Annotated in this window: 14 protein-coding genes; 5 read left to right on the plus strand and 9 right to left on the minus strand. The window is 72.9% G+C overall.

The window, feature by feature from the left end; genetic code table 11:
* Positions 1–51 precede the first annotated feature (51 nt).
* Positions 52–1,131 carry a succinyl-diaminopimelate desuccinylase gene (gene dapE, locus ACZ67Q_RS09225; RefSeq protein WP_471178488.1) on the minus strand — a complete coding sequence of 360 codons (1,080 nt, stop codon included), beginning with the start codon at positions 1,129–1,131 and terminating at the stop codon, positions 52–54.
* A 96-nt stretch (positions 1,132–1,227) separates the two neighbouring features.
* Between dapE and ACZ67Q_RS09230 the strand changes: the two genes are divergently transcribed.
* Positions 1,228–2,211 carry a VldE C-terminal domain-containing protein gene (locus tag ACZ67Q_RS09230; RefSeq protein WP_471178491.1) on the plus strand — a complete coding sequence of 328 codons (984 nt, stop codon included), beginning with the start codon at positions 1,228–1,230 and terminating at the stop codon, positions 2,209–2,211.
* A 336-nt stretch (positions 2,212–2,547) separates the two neighbouring features.
* A complete protein-coding gene (locus ACZ67Q_RS09235; protein ID WP_471178493.1) occupies positions 2,548–2,988 on the plus strand; it encodes an ATP-binding protein in 441 nt (146 codons plus the stop codon).
* Positions 2,989–3,184: 196 nt separating this feature from the next.
* On the opposite strand, the gene ACZ67Q_RS09240 is transcribed toward ACZ67Q_RS09235, so the two are convergent.
* Positions 3,185–4,285: a bifunctional succinyldiaminopimelate transaminase/glutamate-prephenate aminotransferase gene (locus tag ACZ67Q_RS09240; RefSeq protein WP_471178496.1), complete on the minus strand. Its 1,101-nt coding sequence runs from the start codon at positions 4,283–4,285 to the stop codon at positions 3,185–3,187.
* A 109-nt stretch (positions 4,286–4,394) separates the two neighbouring features.
* Positions 4,395–4,715, minus strand: a complete 321-nt coding sequence (gene fdxA, locus ACZ67Q_RS09245; RefSeq protein ID WP_361628689.1) for a ferredoxin — start codon at positions 4,713–4,715, stop codon at positions 4,395–4,397.
* A 140-nt stretch (positions 4,716–4,855) separates the two neighbouring features.
* On the opposite strand from fdxA, the gene ACZ67Q_RS09250 reads away from it, so the two are divergent.
* The 3 genes from ACZ67Q_RS09250 (at position 4,856) to ACZ67Q_RS09260 (ending at position 8,209) form a co-directional block, all read left to right on the plus strand.
* Entirely contained in the window at positions 4,856–5,941 is a 1,086-nt protein-coding gene (locus ACZ67Q_RS09250; RefSeq protein WP_471178499.1) for a GNAT family N-acetyltransferase, read from the plus strand.
* A gap of 7 nt (positions 5,942–5,948) precedes the next feature.
* On the plus strand, positions 5,949–6,812 hold the full coding sequence (locus ACZ67Q_RS09255; protein ID WP_471178501.1) for a transglutaminase family protein: 864 nt from the start codon (positions 5,949–5,951) through the stop codon (positions 6,810–6,812).
* Positions 6,813–6,973: 161 nt separating this feature from the next.
* Positions 6,974–8,209, plus strand: coding sequence for an acyltransferase family protein (locus ACZ67Q_RS09260; protein ID WP_471178504.1), 1,236 nt, complete (start codon positions 6,974–6,976; stop codon positions 8,207–8,209).
* Positions 8,210–8,294: 85 nt separating this feature from the next.
* On the opposite strand, the gene ACZ67Q_RS09265 is transcribed toward ACZ67Q_RS09260, so the two are convergent.
* From ACZ67Q_RS09265 to ACZ67Q_RS09290, 6 genes are all read right to left on the minus strand, one after another.
* Entirely contained in the window at positions 8,295–9,800 is a 1,506-nt protein-coding gene (locus ACZ67Q_RS09265; protein WP_471178954.1) for an MFS transporter, read from the minus strand.
* A gap of 275 nt (positions 9,801–10,075) precedes the next feature.
* Entirely contained in the window at positions 10,076–10,690 is a 615-nt protein-coding gene (locus ACZ67Q_RS09270) for a response regulator transcription factor (RefSeq protein ID WP_363262704.1), read from the minus strand.
* Positions 10,687–11,877 (minus strand): sensor histidine kinase, encoded by a 1,191-nt coding sequence (locus ACZ67Q_RS09275; RefSeq protein ID WP_471178957.1) that lies wholly within the window; start codon positions 11,875–11,877, stop codon positions 10,687–10,689. The genes ACZ67Q_RS09270 and ACZ67Q_RS09275 overlap by 4 nt, the downstream gene beginning before the upstream one ends.
* A 5-nt stretch (positions 11,878–11,882) precedes the next feature.
* A complete protein-coding gene (locus tag ACZ67Q_RS09280) occupies positions 11,883–12,623 on the minus strand; it encodes an ABC transporter permease (protein WP_469810379.1) in 741 nt (246 codons plus the stop codon).
* Positions 12,620–13,546 carry an ABC transporter ATP-binding protein gene (locus tag ACZ67Q_RS09285; RefSeq protein ID WP_471178508.1) on the minus strand — a complete coding sequence of 309 codons (927 nt, stop codon included), beginning with the start codon at positions 13,544–13,546 and terminating at the stop codon, positions 12,620–12,622. The genes ACZ67Q_RS09280 and ACZ67Q_RS09285 overlap by 4 nt, the downstream gene beginning before the upstream one ends.
* A 163-nt stretch (positions 13,547–13,709) precedes the next feature.
* Positions 13,710–15,932: a peptidoglycan binding domain-containing protein gene (locus ACZ67Q_RS09290; protein WP_471178511.1), complete on the minus strand. Its 2,223-nt coding sequence runs from the start codon at positions 15,930–15,932 to the stop codon at positions 13,710–13,712.
* Positions 15,933–15,975: the final 43 nt, after the last annotated feature.

The raw sequence follows: 15,975 nt of genomic DNA on the forward strand, positions 1-15,975 counted from the left end.
GAGGGACCTGAATATGTCCGCCGCGCTGCGCCGTAAACACGGCCGAACGGGTCATGACGTCAGCCAGGACCGCAGGCGCTCCTCCCCGGCGAGGATCTTCGCGGTCTCCACGCGCTCGTCCCGCTTGTGCGCCAGGAGCGGATTGCCGGGGCCGTAGTTGACCGCCGGGACGCCCAGCGCGCTGAAGCGGGCGACGTCCGTCCAGCCGAACTTGGGCTTCGGGGTGCCGCCCACCGCGTCGATGAAGGCCCGCGCGGCCGGGTGGGACAGGCCGGGCAGCGCGCCGCCGCTGTGGTCGTCGATCACGAACTCCTCCACCCCGCAGTCCGCGAAGACCTCCCGCACATGGGCGACGGCCTCCTCCTCGCTGCGGTCGGGCGCGTAACGGAAGTTGACCGTGACCACACACGCATCGGGGATCACATTGCCCGCGACCCCGCCGGAGATCGCCACCGCGTTCAGGCCCTCGTGGTACCGCAGGCCGTCGATGACCGGCCGGCGCGGCTCGTAGGCGGCCAGCCTGGCGAGGATCGGCGCCGCCGCGTGGATGGCGTTGGAGCCCATCCAGCTGCGCGCGGAGTGCGCGCGCTCGCCGCTCGTCTTCAGCAGCACCCGCAGGGTGCCCTGGCAGCCGCCCTCGACCTCGCCGTCGGACGGCTCCAGCAGCACCGCGAAGTCGCCCTCGAGCCACTCGGGGCGCGCCTCGGCGACGTGCTTGAGGCCGTTGAGGTCGGCGGCGACCTCCTCGTTGTCGTAGAAGACGAAGGTCAGGTCGCGGTTCGGCGCGGGCACGGTGGCCGCGATGCGCAGCTGTACCGCGACGCCCGCCTTCATGTCGCAGGTGCCGCAGCCCCACAGCACGCCGTCCTCGTCCAGCCGGGAGGGGACGTTGTCGGCGATCGGCACGGTGTCGATGTGGCCGGCGAGGACCACGCGTTCCGCGCGGCCCAGGTCCGTGCGCGCCACCACGTTGTTGCCGAGGCGGTCCACCGTCAGGTGCGGCAGGGCGCGCAGCGCGGCCTCGATCGCGTCCGCGAGCGGCTTCTCCGTACCGCTCTCGGAGGGGAAGTCGACGAGCTGCGCGGTGAGAGCCGCGGCGTCCAGCGTGAGGTCAAGCGGGGTTTCGGCCATGGCTCCGACCCTATCCCGCGCTCTCGTGCGCCCGCCGTTTCCGCGGTGTGCGAACCCCTGGCGACGCCCACGGCGCCCTCCAGTAACTTGTACGACGTGCCAGAGCCGTCCCCCACCTCTCCCAGGCGTCGCAGCCGTCTCCTGCGTCTCGGCGCGGCCGTCGTGGTGCTGTGTGCGGTCGCCGGTTACCTGCTGGTTCAGTACGTCACCGGAGGCGCCGGCGCCCCGGGCTGCAAGGTGGTCTCGGGCAAGGACGACGGAGCGACGTACACGTTCTCGCCGGAGCAGGCGGTGAACGCGGCGACGATCGCGGCCGTCGGCACCAACCGGGACCTGCCCGAACGCGCCGTGACGATCGCGCTCGCCACCGCGCTGCAGGAGTCCGGGCTGCGCAACATCGACCACGGCGACCGCGACTCCCTCGGCCTGTTCCAGCAGCGGCCCTCGCAGGGCTGGGGCACCGAGCGGCAGATCATGGACCCGACGTACGCGGCGGGCATCTTCTACGAGCACCTGGTCAAGGTCCGCGACTACACCGAGCTCCCGCTCACGGTGGCCGCGCAGCGCGTGCAGCGCAGCGGCTACCCGGAGGCGTACGCCAAGCACGAGCCGGACGCGGCCCTGCTCGCCGCGGCCCTGACGGGGCACTCCGCGGCCACGCTGACCTGCACCGGCCGCCCCGGCGCGGACGCCACGGCCGGCCCGGACGCGGTGCGGGCCGCGCTCGTGCGGGACTTCGGGCGGGGCGCGTTCCAGGAGACCGGCGCGGAGGTCGGCGCCAAGGGCCGGCCCGCCCCGTCGCCGTCCGTGAGCGCCGAGGCCGACGGGCAGGCGGTGAGCGTGCCGGTGCCCGCCGGGGACGGCAGGCGCGGGGTGCGCGAGCGCGGCTGGCAGCTGGCGCACTGGGCGGTGGCCAACGCCTCCGCGCTGCACATCCGGCGTGTGACGTACGCCGGGCGGGAGTGGAGCGCCGGGAACACCGACAGCGCGTGGCGCGAGACCGGCCGGGACACGGGTACGGCCGCCACGGACACGGCTGTCACGGACACCGGTGCGGTCCGGATCGTCACTGCGCAGTAGTGCGGGTATTCACTCGCAGGAGTTACCCGGCAGGGGTTCGGCGGGTGCGGTGCGCAGGTTTTCGCGCCGTCACCCACGTACGCGCGAAAACCCTTGGAAACACAGGGGCGGAAGGATTCGGCACACTTTCGCACCGGGCTCTCTTTGCCCGTGTTTATCCGCAGCCGATAATGCGACGCATTGCCAACTCTTTACGTTGCCGATCCGCAACCTTCGGGGGCTTCGAGCGGTAGTCACTGCGTCCGAGCCCGGACGATCACAGCCAGTCGATCGCCAACTCACGGGCCCGGACGGACAGTTCAGCGTTTCACCGATCTCTCCCGTCGAAGGAGCATCATGTCCCTCCCCCTGACCCGCCGGATCGCCCGTGCCGCGCTGCTCGTCGCTGCAGGAGCGGCCGCCGGGGTCGGTGCGGCCGGCTCCGCCAGCGCGGCCCCTTCCCTGCCCGCGACCCCCAACCTGGGCGGGCTGACGGCCCTGGACGGGGCGAGCGTCGCCAACCAGGCCGACAGCGCGCTGCAGCACTCCTCCGCCGCCGCCGGCGAGACCAGCGGCAAGGCGGTCCAGCAGGCGGTGCCGGCCGCGGGCAAGAGCGGTGGCAGCGCGGTGAAGAAGCTGACGCCGGTCGCGCAGAAGGCTGCCGGTGAGGCCGCCGGTTCGGCGGGCGGCCTCCTCGGCGACACGGCCAAGACCGCGACGCAGGGCGGCCTGCCGACGGACGCGCTCACCAAGGGCGCGCCGTCCCTGCCGGTGGGCGGCCTGCCGCTGGGCGGCTGACGGTTCGCTGCGCTTGCCTGCACGGCTGATACGGCCTTGAACGGCTGACACGACGACGGGGCCCGGGGATGTTCCCCGGGCCCCGTCGCTGTGCAGACTCACGTCGGCAGGGGCCGGCCCCTGTCCAGCGGCACCCGGCACTGCAGACCGTGCCCACCCGTTCCGCCCTGCGGAACACCTGCCCACGGCGGGACGGTCAGAGGCGGGCCACCGCCGCGGCCACGCGCTCGTCCGTCGCCGTGAAGGCCACACGGACGTACGTCTGGCCGGCCGTGCCGTAGAAGTCGCCAGGGGCGACCAGGATGCCCAGGTCGGCGAGGTGGGCGACCGTGTCCCAGCAGGACTCGTCGCGGGTGGCCCACAGGTAGAGGCTGGCCTCGCTGTGCTCGATACGGAAGCCGTGCTTCAGCAGCGCGGTGCGCAGGGCCTCGCGGCGGGCCGCGTAGCGCTCGCGCTGCACGCGTACGTGCTCGTCGTCGCCGAGGGCGGCCACCACGGCCGCCTGGGTCGGGGCCGACGTCATCATGCCGCCGTGCTTGCGGATCTCCAGCAGCGGGGCGAGGACGGCCGGGTCGCCTGCGAGGAACGCGGCGCGGTAGCCGGCCAGGTTGGAGCGCTTGGACAGCGAGTGGACGGCGACGATGCCGTCGTAGGAGCCGCCGTTGACGTCCGGGTGCAGGACGGAGACCGGGTCGGCCTCCCAGCCCAGCTCCAGATAGCACTCGTCGGAGAAGACCAGGACGCCGTGCTCGCGGGCCCAGGCCACGATCGTGGTCAGCTCGTCCTTGGAGAGCACCTTGCCGGTCGGGTTGGACGGCGAGTTCAGCCAGAGCAGCTTCAGCCCGGTGGGGTCCAGCTCGGTCGGGTCGTCGTAGACCTCGTACTCGGCGCGGGCCAGGCGGGCGCCCACCTCGTACGTCGGGTAGGCGAGGCGGGGGTAGGCGACCCGGTCGCCGGGGCCGAGGCCCAGCTGGGTCGGCAGCCAGGCGACCAGTTCCTTCGAACCGACGATGGGCAGCACGTGCCGGTGCGTCACCTCGCGGGCGCCCAGGCGCCGCTCGACCCAGCCGGTGATCGCGTCGCGCAGCGCCGGCGTGCCCCAGACCGTCGGGTAGCCCGGCGAGTCGGCGGCGTCGATCAGGGCCTTCTGGATCAGCTCGGGCACCGGGTCGACCGGCGTGCCGACGGAGAGGTCGACGATGCCGTCCGGGTGGGCCGCGGCCGTCTTCTTGTAGGGCTCCAGCTTGTCCCAGGGGAAGGTGGGGAGTCGGCCGGAAAGTGCCGAGACTGCGGACACGGATCTTGCTCGCTTTCGTCGGTTCGGCAAACGCCTCGGTCCCGTACGGCGATCACGACGGTGATCGGGCCGTACGGGACCGAGGCGGCGCTTCAGAGGCGGCCGGGTGTCAGCCGTTCTGCGGCGGGAGCGCGGCGATGACGGGGTGGTCCCGCTCGATCAGCCCCAGCTTGCTCGCACCGCCCGGGGAGCCGAGCTCGTCGAAGAACTCGACGTTCGCCTTGTAGTAGTCCTTCCACTCCTCCGGAGTGTCGTCCTCGTAGAAGATCGCCTCGACCGGGCAGACCGGCTCACAGGCACCACAGTCGACGCATTCGTCCGGGTGGATGTACAAGGACCGCTGGCCCTCGTAGATGCAGTCGACCGGGCACTCCTCGATGCACGCCTTGTCCTTGACGTCGACACAAGGCTGCGCGATGACGTAGGTCACGCTGTCGTTCCTCCTCGATAGGGCGCTGGCGGGCCTCCTCAGGCTCCGCCGCCTGGCGCGCGGGAGCGCGGCGTCGTCGATGCCCGCCCCTAGTATCTCCGTTCCTGGGCATGATCCGAACAGGAGGGGTGAACTGACCAGTGGAAATCTCCGCCATCGGGCGCCTCGAGGTCCGTATCACCACTGCTGACGTGGGCAAACGGGTCTCGGTGCGCCGCTTGAACGACGCTGGTGCCGCAGAGGAGAAATTCACCGACACGGTGGGTGTTCTCACAACATGGGACAACGGTGTGCTGCTGATCACACGCAAGGACGGGACGTCTGTCCGGATCGCGGAATCCTCGCTGGTCGCGGGGAAGGTGATCCCGGCCGCCCCGGCGCGTCGCCGCGGCCCCGCCGCCTCCTACGAGGAGCTGGGGCACGTCTCCACGCGTGCGTGGCGGCCGCTGGAGAGCGAGCGGCTCGGTGAGTGGGAGCTGCGGGCGGCCGCCGGATTCACCCGGCGGGCCAACTCCGCGCTGCCGCTCGGCGACCCGGGCCTGCCCCTCGACGAGGCCCTGACGGCCGTACGGCGCTGGTACGGCGAACGCGGCCTGCCCGCCTACGTACAGACCGCGACCGGCGCCGAGGGCACCCAGGAACTGCTGTGCGCGGAGCTGGACCGGCGCGGCTGGGTGCGCGAGGTGAGCGCCGAGCTGTGGATCGGGGGGCCGGCCCCGGTCGCCGATCTCGCCGAGCCGGCCGGGGTCGTGCTGTCCCGCCGGGCCGACGAGGCGTGGCTGGCCCGCTACCAGCGCAAGGGGGTGAGCGAGGTGGCGCTGAAGGTGCTGCACAGCGGCCCGTCGGTGTGGTTCGCGACCGTCCCCGGCGAGGCGGGCGAGCCGCCGGCCGCCATCGGCCGCTGTGTGGTGGACGGCCGCTGGGCCGGCTTCGCCGCCGTCGAGGTCGACCCGGCGCGGCGGCGGCAGGGTCTTGCGACCGCCGTCATGGCCGCGCTGGCCCAGCGGGCGCTCGACGAGGGCGCGTCGGCCGCGTGGCTCCAGGTCGAGACGGACAACGCGGGCGCGCGGGCGCTGTACGCGGGCATGGGCTTCACGGCGCACCATGCGTACCACCACTACCGCGAGCCCGGGGCCGGGGGCGGGGCCGGGTCAGGGCCTGCGCCCGAGTCCGGCTCCGGGTCTGCGCCCGGGGCCGGGGGCGGGGCGGGGGCCGGGAAGGCGTGATGCGCTGATGGGCCCCCTGTTCCCTCCTCCGTTCCCTCCGCCGCCCGACCGTGCCGCCGAGCTGCATCGCCGGTTCGCCGCCGAGGCGCGTGCCGAGCGGCCCGACCTGGCCGCGCTGTGCCTGCTGATCGGCGCGGTGGCGGACGGCTCGCTGGACGAGGCCGGCATGGACGCGGCGCAGATGGAACTGGACCGGCTCGCCGGGCAGCTGCCGTTCCGCCCCGGCGGTCCCGCGGACTGGGCGGACGCCCTGCACCGCGTACTCGGCGAACGCCTGGCCTTCCACGGCACGCCCGGCGACTACCACCACCTGGAGTCGTCGTTGCTGCACGAGGTGCTCCGCCGCCGCCGGGGCCTGCCCATCCTGCTGTCCGTGGTGTGGATGGAGGTCGCGCGCCGCGCCGGAGCGCCGGTGTACGGCGTGGCCCTGCCGGGTCACTTCGTGGTCGGCTTCGGCCCCGAGGCGGACCAGGTGCTCGCCGACCCCTTCGACCGGGGGCGGGTCCTGACGGGCCCGGACGCGGAACTCCTGGTCGTCGGCGCGACAGGCGCCACCCCGGACCCGTCCCACTTCACCCCCGCCGACCCCCTGGACGTCATTCTGCGCATCCTGAACAACATCCGTGCCTGGGCGGCGGCCCGCCCGGAACGCGCGGACGTCTCCCTGTGGGCGGTCGACCTCTCCCTCCTCCTCCCCTCCCACCCGGCCCGCCTGCGCCAGGAACGCGCCGAGATCCTGATCCGCCGCGGCCGGTTCACCGAGGGCGCGGAGGAACTGGAGGCGTACGCCGAGGTGGTGGCAGCAGTGGACGAGACCGCGGCGGAACGGCTGCGGGGGGAAGCGCGGGCGGCGCGGGCGCTGCTGAACTGACGGGTCCCGCGGCCGGGCCGGCCCGGAACGGGAACCTCCCCCGATCTTCGCCACTCTTACGCCGCGGCTCCGGCTCGCACGCACTCGACCGGTGACGCACCTGCGCGAGCCCGGGGATCTGTCGACCCATCATCGCCCACACGCACAAAAACGGGGAGAGCATGCATCGCGGTTTCGCGCTTCGGTGGTCGCACGGCACCGTCGCGGAGCTCCTGACCGGCCGCAACAACAGCCTGGGCCTGCTGCGGCTGTGCCTGGCTCTGGCGGTGGTCGTCTCACACGCGCGCGTCCTGGGGTACGGCGGCCAGGAGTACCTGCACCACTTCAGCGGCGGCCAGGTCGACCTCGGCAAACTCGCCGTCTACGGCTTCTTCGTCCTGTCCGGGATTCTCGTCACCCGCAGCGGGGCGCGGCTGACGGTCGGCCGTTTCCTCTGGCACCGGATGCTGCGCATACTCCCGGGTTTCTGGGTGTGCCTGGGCGTCACGGCCTTCGTCCTGGCGCCCCTGCTGTACTGGCGCCTGCACTCCACCCTCCACGGCCTCGACGGCCCCCACGGGCCGCTGGAGTACCTGCGCGCCGACTGGGGCCTGTCGACGGACGAGCAGGACATCTCGCACGTCATGACCGACGCCCGCTCGGCGGGCCGCACCCACGCCATCTCCTTCAACGGCGCGCTGTGGAGCCTGCATTACGAGGTGTTGTGCTACGTCGGTGTGGCCGTCCTCGCCGTCACCGGCATCCTCACCCGCGCCCGCCGTGCCGTCCTGGTCGTCACGGCGGTGCTCGGCTGGCTGGTCGTACGGCACGCGAGCCGGGATCCCCTCTGGGCAGGCCAGTACGCCTCCCACTACCTGCACAGCGTCCGGCTGCCCCTCGTGGGGCAGGTCGATCCGAGCTTCATGATCTACCTCGGCTTCGCCTTCGGCCTCGGCGCGCTCATCGAGGTCGCCCGCCACCGCATACCCGTGAGCGACCCGCTGGGCGTCGCGTCCCTCATCGTCCTGGCCGGCAGCCTCCACTACGGCTATCTCTTCACCGTCGGCATACCGGCCTTCGCCTACCTGCTGGTGTGGCTCGCCGTCCGCCTCCCGGCGCCGTTCCACCGCATCGGTGCCCGCAACGACTACTCCTACGGCATCTACATCTACGGCTTCCCCGTGCAGCAGACGCTCGCCCTGCTCGGCTGGACCCGGTGGGGCATCGGCGCCTATCTCGCGCTCACCCTGACCTTCACCCTGCTGCTCGCGGCGGCCTCCTGGCACTTCGTCGAACGCCCCGCCCTGCGGTGGAAGGACCTCGGCAAGGGCCGCCGCGGCGGGCCCGCCTTCTCCCGGCCCGTCCGCAGGCACGTGCCGCAGCAGCGCACCGCCGAGGTGACGGCAGGCCGGCGGTGACTCCCCGCTCAGCCGACGAGAGAGAGGACGTCGCCATCGCCGGATGGACCCTCTCCACGGCGGGGCTGCCGCTGTGCAGGAACGGCTAGCGCGGCCTCCTCCTGATCCGTACCCACACGTCCCTCGCCCAGCGGCCGGCCTCCGTGCGGCTGGTGGCGACCACGCGGCGGGCCTGTTCCGGGGTTTCGACCATGGGGCCCGAGCCGCGCAGGGGGCGGCCGGCCGTCTCGTACAGGACCAGGGACGACAGCAGGCCGATGACGCCCGCTCCCATCAGGTAGTACGCCGGGATCATCTTGTCGTCCAGGCCGGTCACCAGGGCCGAGGTGAACAGGGGCGTCGTGCCGCCGAAGAGGGAGACGGAGACGTTGAAGGCGATCGACAGGGCGCCGTAGCGGATGCGGGTCGGGAAGAGGGCGGGGAGCGTTGCGGCCGAGGTGCCCGCGAAGCAGACCAGGAGCAGGCCGAGGATCAGGCAGCCGATCGCCGGGGCGAGGATGCCGCCCTGCCGGATCAGCAGGAACGCCGGGATCGACAACACGATCAGGGCGGCACTGCCGGCCATGAAGACCGGGCGGCGGCCCCAGCGGTCCGTGGAGCGGCCGACCGTGGTGATGGTGAGGGCGACGACGACCATCGTGCCGAGGACCAGCAGCTGCGCGGTGTTCTCGTCCTGACCGAGCGTCGCCGTCATATAGGTGGGGAGGTAGGACGTCACCATGTAGTTGGTGACGTTGTAGAGCAGGACCAGGCCCATGCAGATCAGGACCGCCTGCCAGTGGTGGACGAAGATGTCCTTCAGCCGGCCGTGGCCGGACTGGCGGGCCCCCTCCACCGGGTCCTCGCCGTCGGCGGCACGGTGGGCCGCCCGCTCCTGGTCCGCCAGTTCGGCCTCGCGCCGGAAGGCGGGGGTCTCCTCCAGCTTCAGCCGCACGTACAGGCCGATCATGCCGATGGGGCCGGCGACCAGGAACGGGATGCGCCAGCCGTAGTCCTGCATGCCGCCGCTGCCGAGGGCCGCGGTGAGGCCGGTGACCAGGGCGGAACCGAGGGCGTAACCGACGAAGGTGCCGAAGTCGAGCCAGCTGCCGAGGAAGCCGCGCCGGGTGTCGGGGGCGTACTCGGCGATATAGGTGGTCGCGCCCGCGTACTCGCCGCCCGTGGAGAAGCCCTGGACCAGGCGGCAGACCAGCAGCAGCAGCGGTGCCACGAAGCCCACCGCGGCGTACGAGGGCAGGAAGCCGACCGCGAACGTGCTGATCGCCATCATCACCATGGTGGCCGCGAGCACGCGCTGGCGGCCGATGCGGTCGCCGAGCGGGCCGAAGACGATGCCGCCGAGGGGGCGGACCACGAACGCGGCGGCGAAGGTCGCGAAGGTGGACACCACCTGGGCGCCGGGTGAGCTGGAGGGGAAGAAGACCTTGCCGAGGACGGGGGCGACATAGGCGTACACGCCGAAGTCGAACCACTCCATCATGTTACCCATCGCCGCCGCCGAGACCGCGCGGCGCACGGCCGGGCGGTCGGTGACGGTGACGTCGGAGGGGGTCAGCACCTGCTTGCGCCGGCGTAGCAGGGTCCGCAGCATCCGGTCCGTGGCCGGGTGGCCGCCACGGCCTGGGACGGGACGGTTCCGGTCGGGCGGCGGGGCAGAGCCGTTACGCATCAGATCACCGCAAACACCACTTGGGGGACGATTTCGGGCCATTATCCACCCGTGATCGTCTGCTGCCCGCCGGACGCCTCGTCACACCTCCCCGAAGCGGCTCGAACGGCCGTCGCCTGCGGCAGGCCCGGCAACCAGCCCGTCTCCCGCCCTGCGACCAGCCCTCCTCGCGGCTGACGACCGGCCCTCCTCCCGGCCTACAGCCAGCCCTTCTCCCGCGCGATCCGTACCGCCTCCGCCCTGTTGCGGACCGCCAGTTTCTGGATCGCCGTCGAGAGGTAGTTGCGGACCGTGCCCTGGGACAGATGCAGGGCGGCGGCCAGTTCGGCGTTGGTGGAGCCGTCGGCCGCGGCGCGCAGCACCTCGCGTTCGCGGTCGGTCAGCGGGTTCGCGCCCTCGGCGAGCGCGGCGGCCGCGAGCGTCGGGTCGATGACCCGCTCGCCGGCCAGCACCTTGCGTACCGCGGCGGCGAGTTGGGCGGCCGGCGCGTCCTTGACCAGGAAGGCGTCGGCGCCGGCCTCCATCGCGCTGCGCAGATAGCCCGGGCGGCCGAAGGTGGTGAGGACCACCAGCTTGAGCGCCGGGAACTCCCGGTGCAGCAGGCCCGCCGCCTCGATGCCGGTCATGCCGGGCATCTCGATGTCGAGGAGGGCCACGTCGAGGTCGTGCTCGCGGGCGGCCGGGAGCACCTCGTCACCCCGGGCGACCTGCGCGACGACCTCGATGTCCTCCTCCAGGCCGAGCAGCGCGGCCAGGGCCTCGCGGACCATCGACTGGTCCTCCGCCAGCAGGACCTTGATCGTGGGGCTCATGCCCCGGATCCTACGTCCCGGGCGGTACCGGCCGGTACGCGGGCGACGAGCCGGAAACCGTGCTTGAACCGGCCCGCGTCCAGCGTGCCGCCCGCCTTCTGCAGACGCTCCGTCAGGCCGGTGAGCCCGTTGCCGGGACCCGCGCCGGAGCCGCCGCCGCCGTTGTCCTCGACGGTGAGCTGGAGGACCGGCCCGTCCAGGGTCTGGTGCCGGGTCAGCTCCACCGCGCAGCGGCGGGCGCCGCTGTGCCGGACGACGTTGGTGATCGCCTCGCGCAACGCCCAGGCGAGCGCCGCCTCGCTCTCCTCGGGCAGGCCGGTGAGGTCGGGTTCGGCAGGCAGTTCGGCGCTCACCCCGGCCGCCGTCAGCGCGACCTGCGCGCCGGCGATCTCGGCGGCCAGGCGCGGGCGGCGGTAGCCCGTGACGGCCTCGCGGACGTCCACCAGCGCCTGGCGGCTGACCTGTTCGATGTCGGCGACCTGCTGGGCCGCCTTGTCGGGCTGTCCGGGGAGCATCCGGCCGGCCAGCTCGCTCTTCAGCGTGATCAGGGACAGCGAGTGCCCCAGCAGGTCGTGCAGGTCGCGGGCGAGACGCAGCCGCTCCTCGTTGGCGGCGAGCTGGGCGACGGTGGCCCGTGCCTTGCGCAACTCGATCGTGGTCCGGACCAGTTGGCCGACGCCGCTCATCGCGAACCCGATGAGCAGCACCAGCAGGAACAGGCCGCGCGCCTCCTTCTCGTCAGAGTGCAGGCCGACCAGGTACATGACCACAGCCACCGCGGGGATGGCCCAGTACGCCGCGCGCAGCGGCAGGGTGGCCCCGCAGGCGACCGACACGTAGACGAACAGGCCCAGCCAGGCGCTGCCGAGCGTGTAGGACAGCAGGGGGGCGAGAAGGCCGAGGGTCACCGTCAGCGAGACGACGACCGGCGCCGCGAACGGGCGGCCCATGTTCCGGAAGACCAGGGTCAGATAGGCCCCGACGAAGGCGGCGAGCCCCACCGCACCGGCGGCGGTCGCCCCGCCGGTGTGATGGCCGGCCACGAGGTCGCCGACCGGTGAGGCCAGGAACACGAGCCAGACGCCGATCCACATGATCTTGACGTACATCTCGCGCCGGTTGCGCGGGGGCCAGCCCAGCCGCACGGTGCGTTCGGAATCGTCCCCGCCCTGGTGGTCCGCCGTCATGGTGCTCACGCCTTCAGCGTGTCCTTCCGGTACAGCCACGCCGCTCCACCCGCGAAGAGGAGGAAGAAGACGGCGAGGATGGCGATGTCCTGGCTCTGCGGGGCCTGGCTCTGTTCGATGGACCGCCCCAGGGCAGCGTACGCGTGCGTGGGCAGCCACTTGGCGATGTCCTGCAGCCACTGCGGGAAGGTGGTCGTCGGCATCCACAGGCCGCCCAGCATGGACAGGCCGAAGTAGGTGATCATCGTGATCGGCCGCACCGCGTCCCCGCTGGCCAGGTAGCCGAGGGCGACACCGAGCGCGGCGAACACCAGGCTGCCGGCCCAGATGGCGCCGGTCAGGGCGAGCCACTGCCAGGCGTCGAGGCGGACGTCCTTCACGACCGCGGCGACGACGAACACGATGATGATGGACGGCAGGCTCACCACGGCCGCGCTCGCCGTCTTGGCGAGAACGTAGCCGCGCCCGGGCAGGGTGGTCAGCCGCAACTGCCGCACCCAGCCGCTCTCGCGCTCCTTGGCGATGCGCTCGCTGTTGCCCATCAGCACGGCCGTCAGGGCACCGAAGGAGGCCATGGAGACCATCATGTAGGTCGGCAGGGTCAGCCCGCTGCCGTCGACCTTGGTGGTGCTGTCGGCGCTTCCCGCGATGATCAGGAACAGCAGCGACGGGTAGAGCACGGAGAAGAACAGGAACTTGCGGTTGCGCAGGGCGCGGGTGAGTTCCAGCTTGATCAGGCTGTTCACTTGGTCTTCGCCTCCTCGGCTGCGGTGATGGCGACGAAGGCCTGCTCGAGGCCGAGCCCGGCGACTTCGAGGTTGCGGGGGTAGAGGCCGAGGCCGTACAGGGCGTGCACGGTGGCGTCGGCGTCGGTGGACTGGATGCGCACGGTCTGTCCGGACACGTCCAGCGAGGTGAGGAACGGCAGCCCGCGCAGGGCGGTCTCGTCGATGGGGCCCTCCAGGTCGAACGCGACCCGGCGCGCCCCGGCCTTCGCCTTGATCTCGGCGGCGGTGCCGTCGGCCAGCAGGCGGCCGCGGTGCAGTACGAGCACCCGGTCGGCGATGGCGTCCGCCTCCTCCAGGTAGTGCGTGGCGAACAGCACCGTGCGGCCCTGGTCGGCCTGCTCGCGCATGGTGGCCCAGAACGCCTGCCGGGTGGTGACGTCCATGCCGGTGGTCGGCTCGTCCAGGACGATCAGGTCGCTGTCGCCGGCGGTGGCGAGGGCGAAGCGCACCCGCTGCTCCTGACCGCCGGAGAGCTTGTTGACCTTGCGGTCGGCGATGTTCGCGACCCCCGCGCGGGCCAGCACGTCCGAGACCCGGTACGGCCGCGGGTGCAGGTCGCAGGCGAGGCGGACCAGTTCGGCGACGGTGACCTCGTCCATCAGGCCGCCGCTCTGCAGCATCGCGCCGACCTTCCCGGCGACGATGGCGTCGCGCGGGCTGGTGCCGAAGACGCGGACCGTGCCGGCGTCGGGCTGCTTGAGGCCGAGCAGCAGGTCGAGGGTGGTCGACTTGCCGGCGCCGTTGGGGCCGAGCAGGGCCACGGTCTCGCCGGGGTGCAGCGCGAGGGTCAGCCCGTCCACCGCCCGTACGTCCCCGTATGCCTTGCTCACCTGGTCGAAACCCACCACCGGTGTGGCGGTGGCCGTCACTGTCGTCGTCATGCCCCCATCGTCGCCGCGCGGGCGGCGGCCCCGGCAGTGTCGGCCGTCCGCAGTGCCGGATGACAGATGTCATGCGGAGCGGGTGACAGCGGCTGCCCAGCCGGGTCGCATACGACGGAGGGGGCGCCCGGCGGTGTGCCGTGCGCCCCCTCGTCGTGGACCGTCAGCTGGGGTCGGTCGAGATGACGGCGACCCGGTTGGTGGTGCTCTTCAGTGCCAGCCGCAGGGCGCCGTAGACGTCCTGGACGGTGACCGGGGTCTTCTGGCCGTTCGCGCGGGCGATCAGCACCCCGTCGAAGGTCTTGCCGTACAGCTCCGTGAGAGCGGCCTCGTCGTAGGAGTCGACGAGCTTGCCGCCCACGGCCTTGACCTTCAGGAACTTCCACAGCGACTTCTGCGGGCTGAAGGCGACCTTGTGTGCCGCGTCCGTCATGACGGTGACCTTGGCGGACATCGCCGGCTCGGCGAACTCCTTCATCATCCGGTCGACCTCGGCGTTGGACACCGTGGGCTGCCGGTTCGTCGTCGCCACCCGCACGGGCGTGGTCGCGCCGGTCTCCACCTGCGTGCGGTACGCCTGCTCGACCGCCTGCTTGGAGCGCTCGACGTCGATGCCCTTGCCGGGCTTGCCGTAGACGGCGACGGCCTTGCCGGCCTCGAAGCGGATGGTGCCGTCGGTCATCGAACCGGAGCCGCCCGCGGCGTTCTCCAGGGCGGCCTGGAGCTTCTCCTCGTCGACCGGCATGACCGGGTCGACCTGGCGCTGCTGGCCGAACAGGGAGCCGATCACGGAGACCGGGTTGTAGTCGCTCCGCGCGGCCGCGCCGACCGTGGCGTCCTCGTCGAAGTGGAGCCCGGCCTGGTCCGGCTTCAGGGTGACCGTGGTGCCGTCGACCGACAGCTTCAGCGGCTCGTTCACCCCCTTGCCGAGCGCCTCGTCGAGCTTCTTGACGGCCTCGTCGCGGGTGCCGCCGCCGATGTCGACGCCGAGCACGGTGGTGCCCTTGGGCACGTCGGAGTGGTTCATCAGCAGCCCGGCGCCGTAGAGGCCGGCGGCCAGCACGACCACGCCGCCGACGAGCAGCGGGAGCTTCCTGCGGCCCTTCTTCTTCGGCGGGCGCGAAGCGGGCACGTTCTGCGCGACGGGCTCGGGCAGCTTCGGCGGGACCGGCGACAGCGCGGTGTCGGGCCCCGCGCCGAACGGTCCGTTGCCGCGGTCGCCCGACGGCACCACGGGGATGCCGCTGGTGACGGTGTGGCCGGAGACGTTGTCGTGGGGCGGCCCGCCGTAGCCGCCGCCGTCGGGCGGTTCGGGGGCGGGCTTCTGCGGGGTGAGGATCGCGGTGTCGTCGCTCAGCCCGACGCCGGGGGTGGTTCCGGGCGCCCAGACTCCGGGCACGCCCGGCGGGGTGTTCGCGGGGCCGGGACCGGCCTCGCCGGGGACTGGCGGCAGGACGGGGCCGTCGCCGGTGACCGGGCCGCTGGTCGGACCCGAGGGACCCTGCGGGCCGCGGCCGCCGGGCGCTGCTGGACCGTTCGGGCCGTTGAAGCCGGTGCTGCCGCCGGGACCGCCGCCCGGGCCGCCGGGGGTGTCGAAGTCGGCGCGGTCGTCCCCGGGCTCGGCGAAGTACGGCAGGTCGTCGCGCGTGGGCGCGTCGGTGCCGGGGCGGGCCGAACCGCCCAGCGGACCCGCGGCGAGCGCCTCGGTGACGTCGAAGGAGCCGGTGCCGCCGCCGTGTCCGGGCGCGACCGGGCCACCGGTGGCGCCGGACAGACCGGAGCCCGGCCCCGGGCGGCCCGCGCCCGGCAGACCGGAACCGTTGGTCCCGCCGGGACGCGCGGAGCCGTTGGCGCCGGGACGCGCGGAGCCGTTGGCGCCGGGGCCGCCGGGCACGCTCATGGAGCCGACCACACCGCCGGGGCGCCCCGCGCCCGTGGGGGCGCCGGAACCGCCGGGAGCGGACGCCGCGTTGCCGGCCGGTGCGCCCTGGCCGCCCTTGGGGGCCGCGGACTTGCGGGGCGCGAACCAGTCGCTGGTCTTCTCCTCCGCCTGCGGCGCGGACTCGGCGGGCGCCTCGACGGTACCGGTGGACGGGGCGGCGGCCGCGGACCGCGGCTCGGCGCTCTCGCCCTCGGCGGCGTCCCCGTCGCCGACGGGCTTGCGCACGACGACGGGCGGAATCGGCCGGGACCCGGGGATGTTGATCCGGATCCGGGTCGTCAGCGTCGTCTCGGTCTTCTTCTCCTCCGGTTGCGTGCCTGCTCGGCCCGCATCCGTACCGTCGCCGGAAGCCGTCGGGGTTCCGTACGGCGGAGTCCCCGAGGGGTAGGCGGCTCCGCCGCGCCCCTTGGGACCGGAGGACGGAGTGTCAGTTTCACGACTCAAGGCAGGTTCTCCCGGTTGGCTCCGCCGCCCGCGTCATCGTCCT

The organism is Streptomyces sp. NPDC036813, from assembly GCF_055609245.1.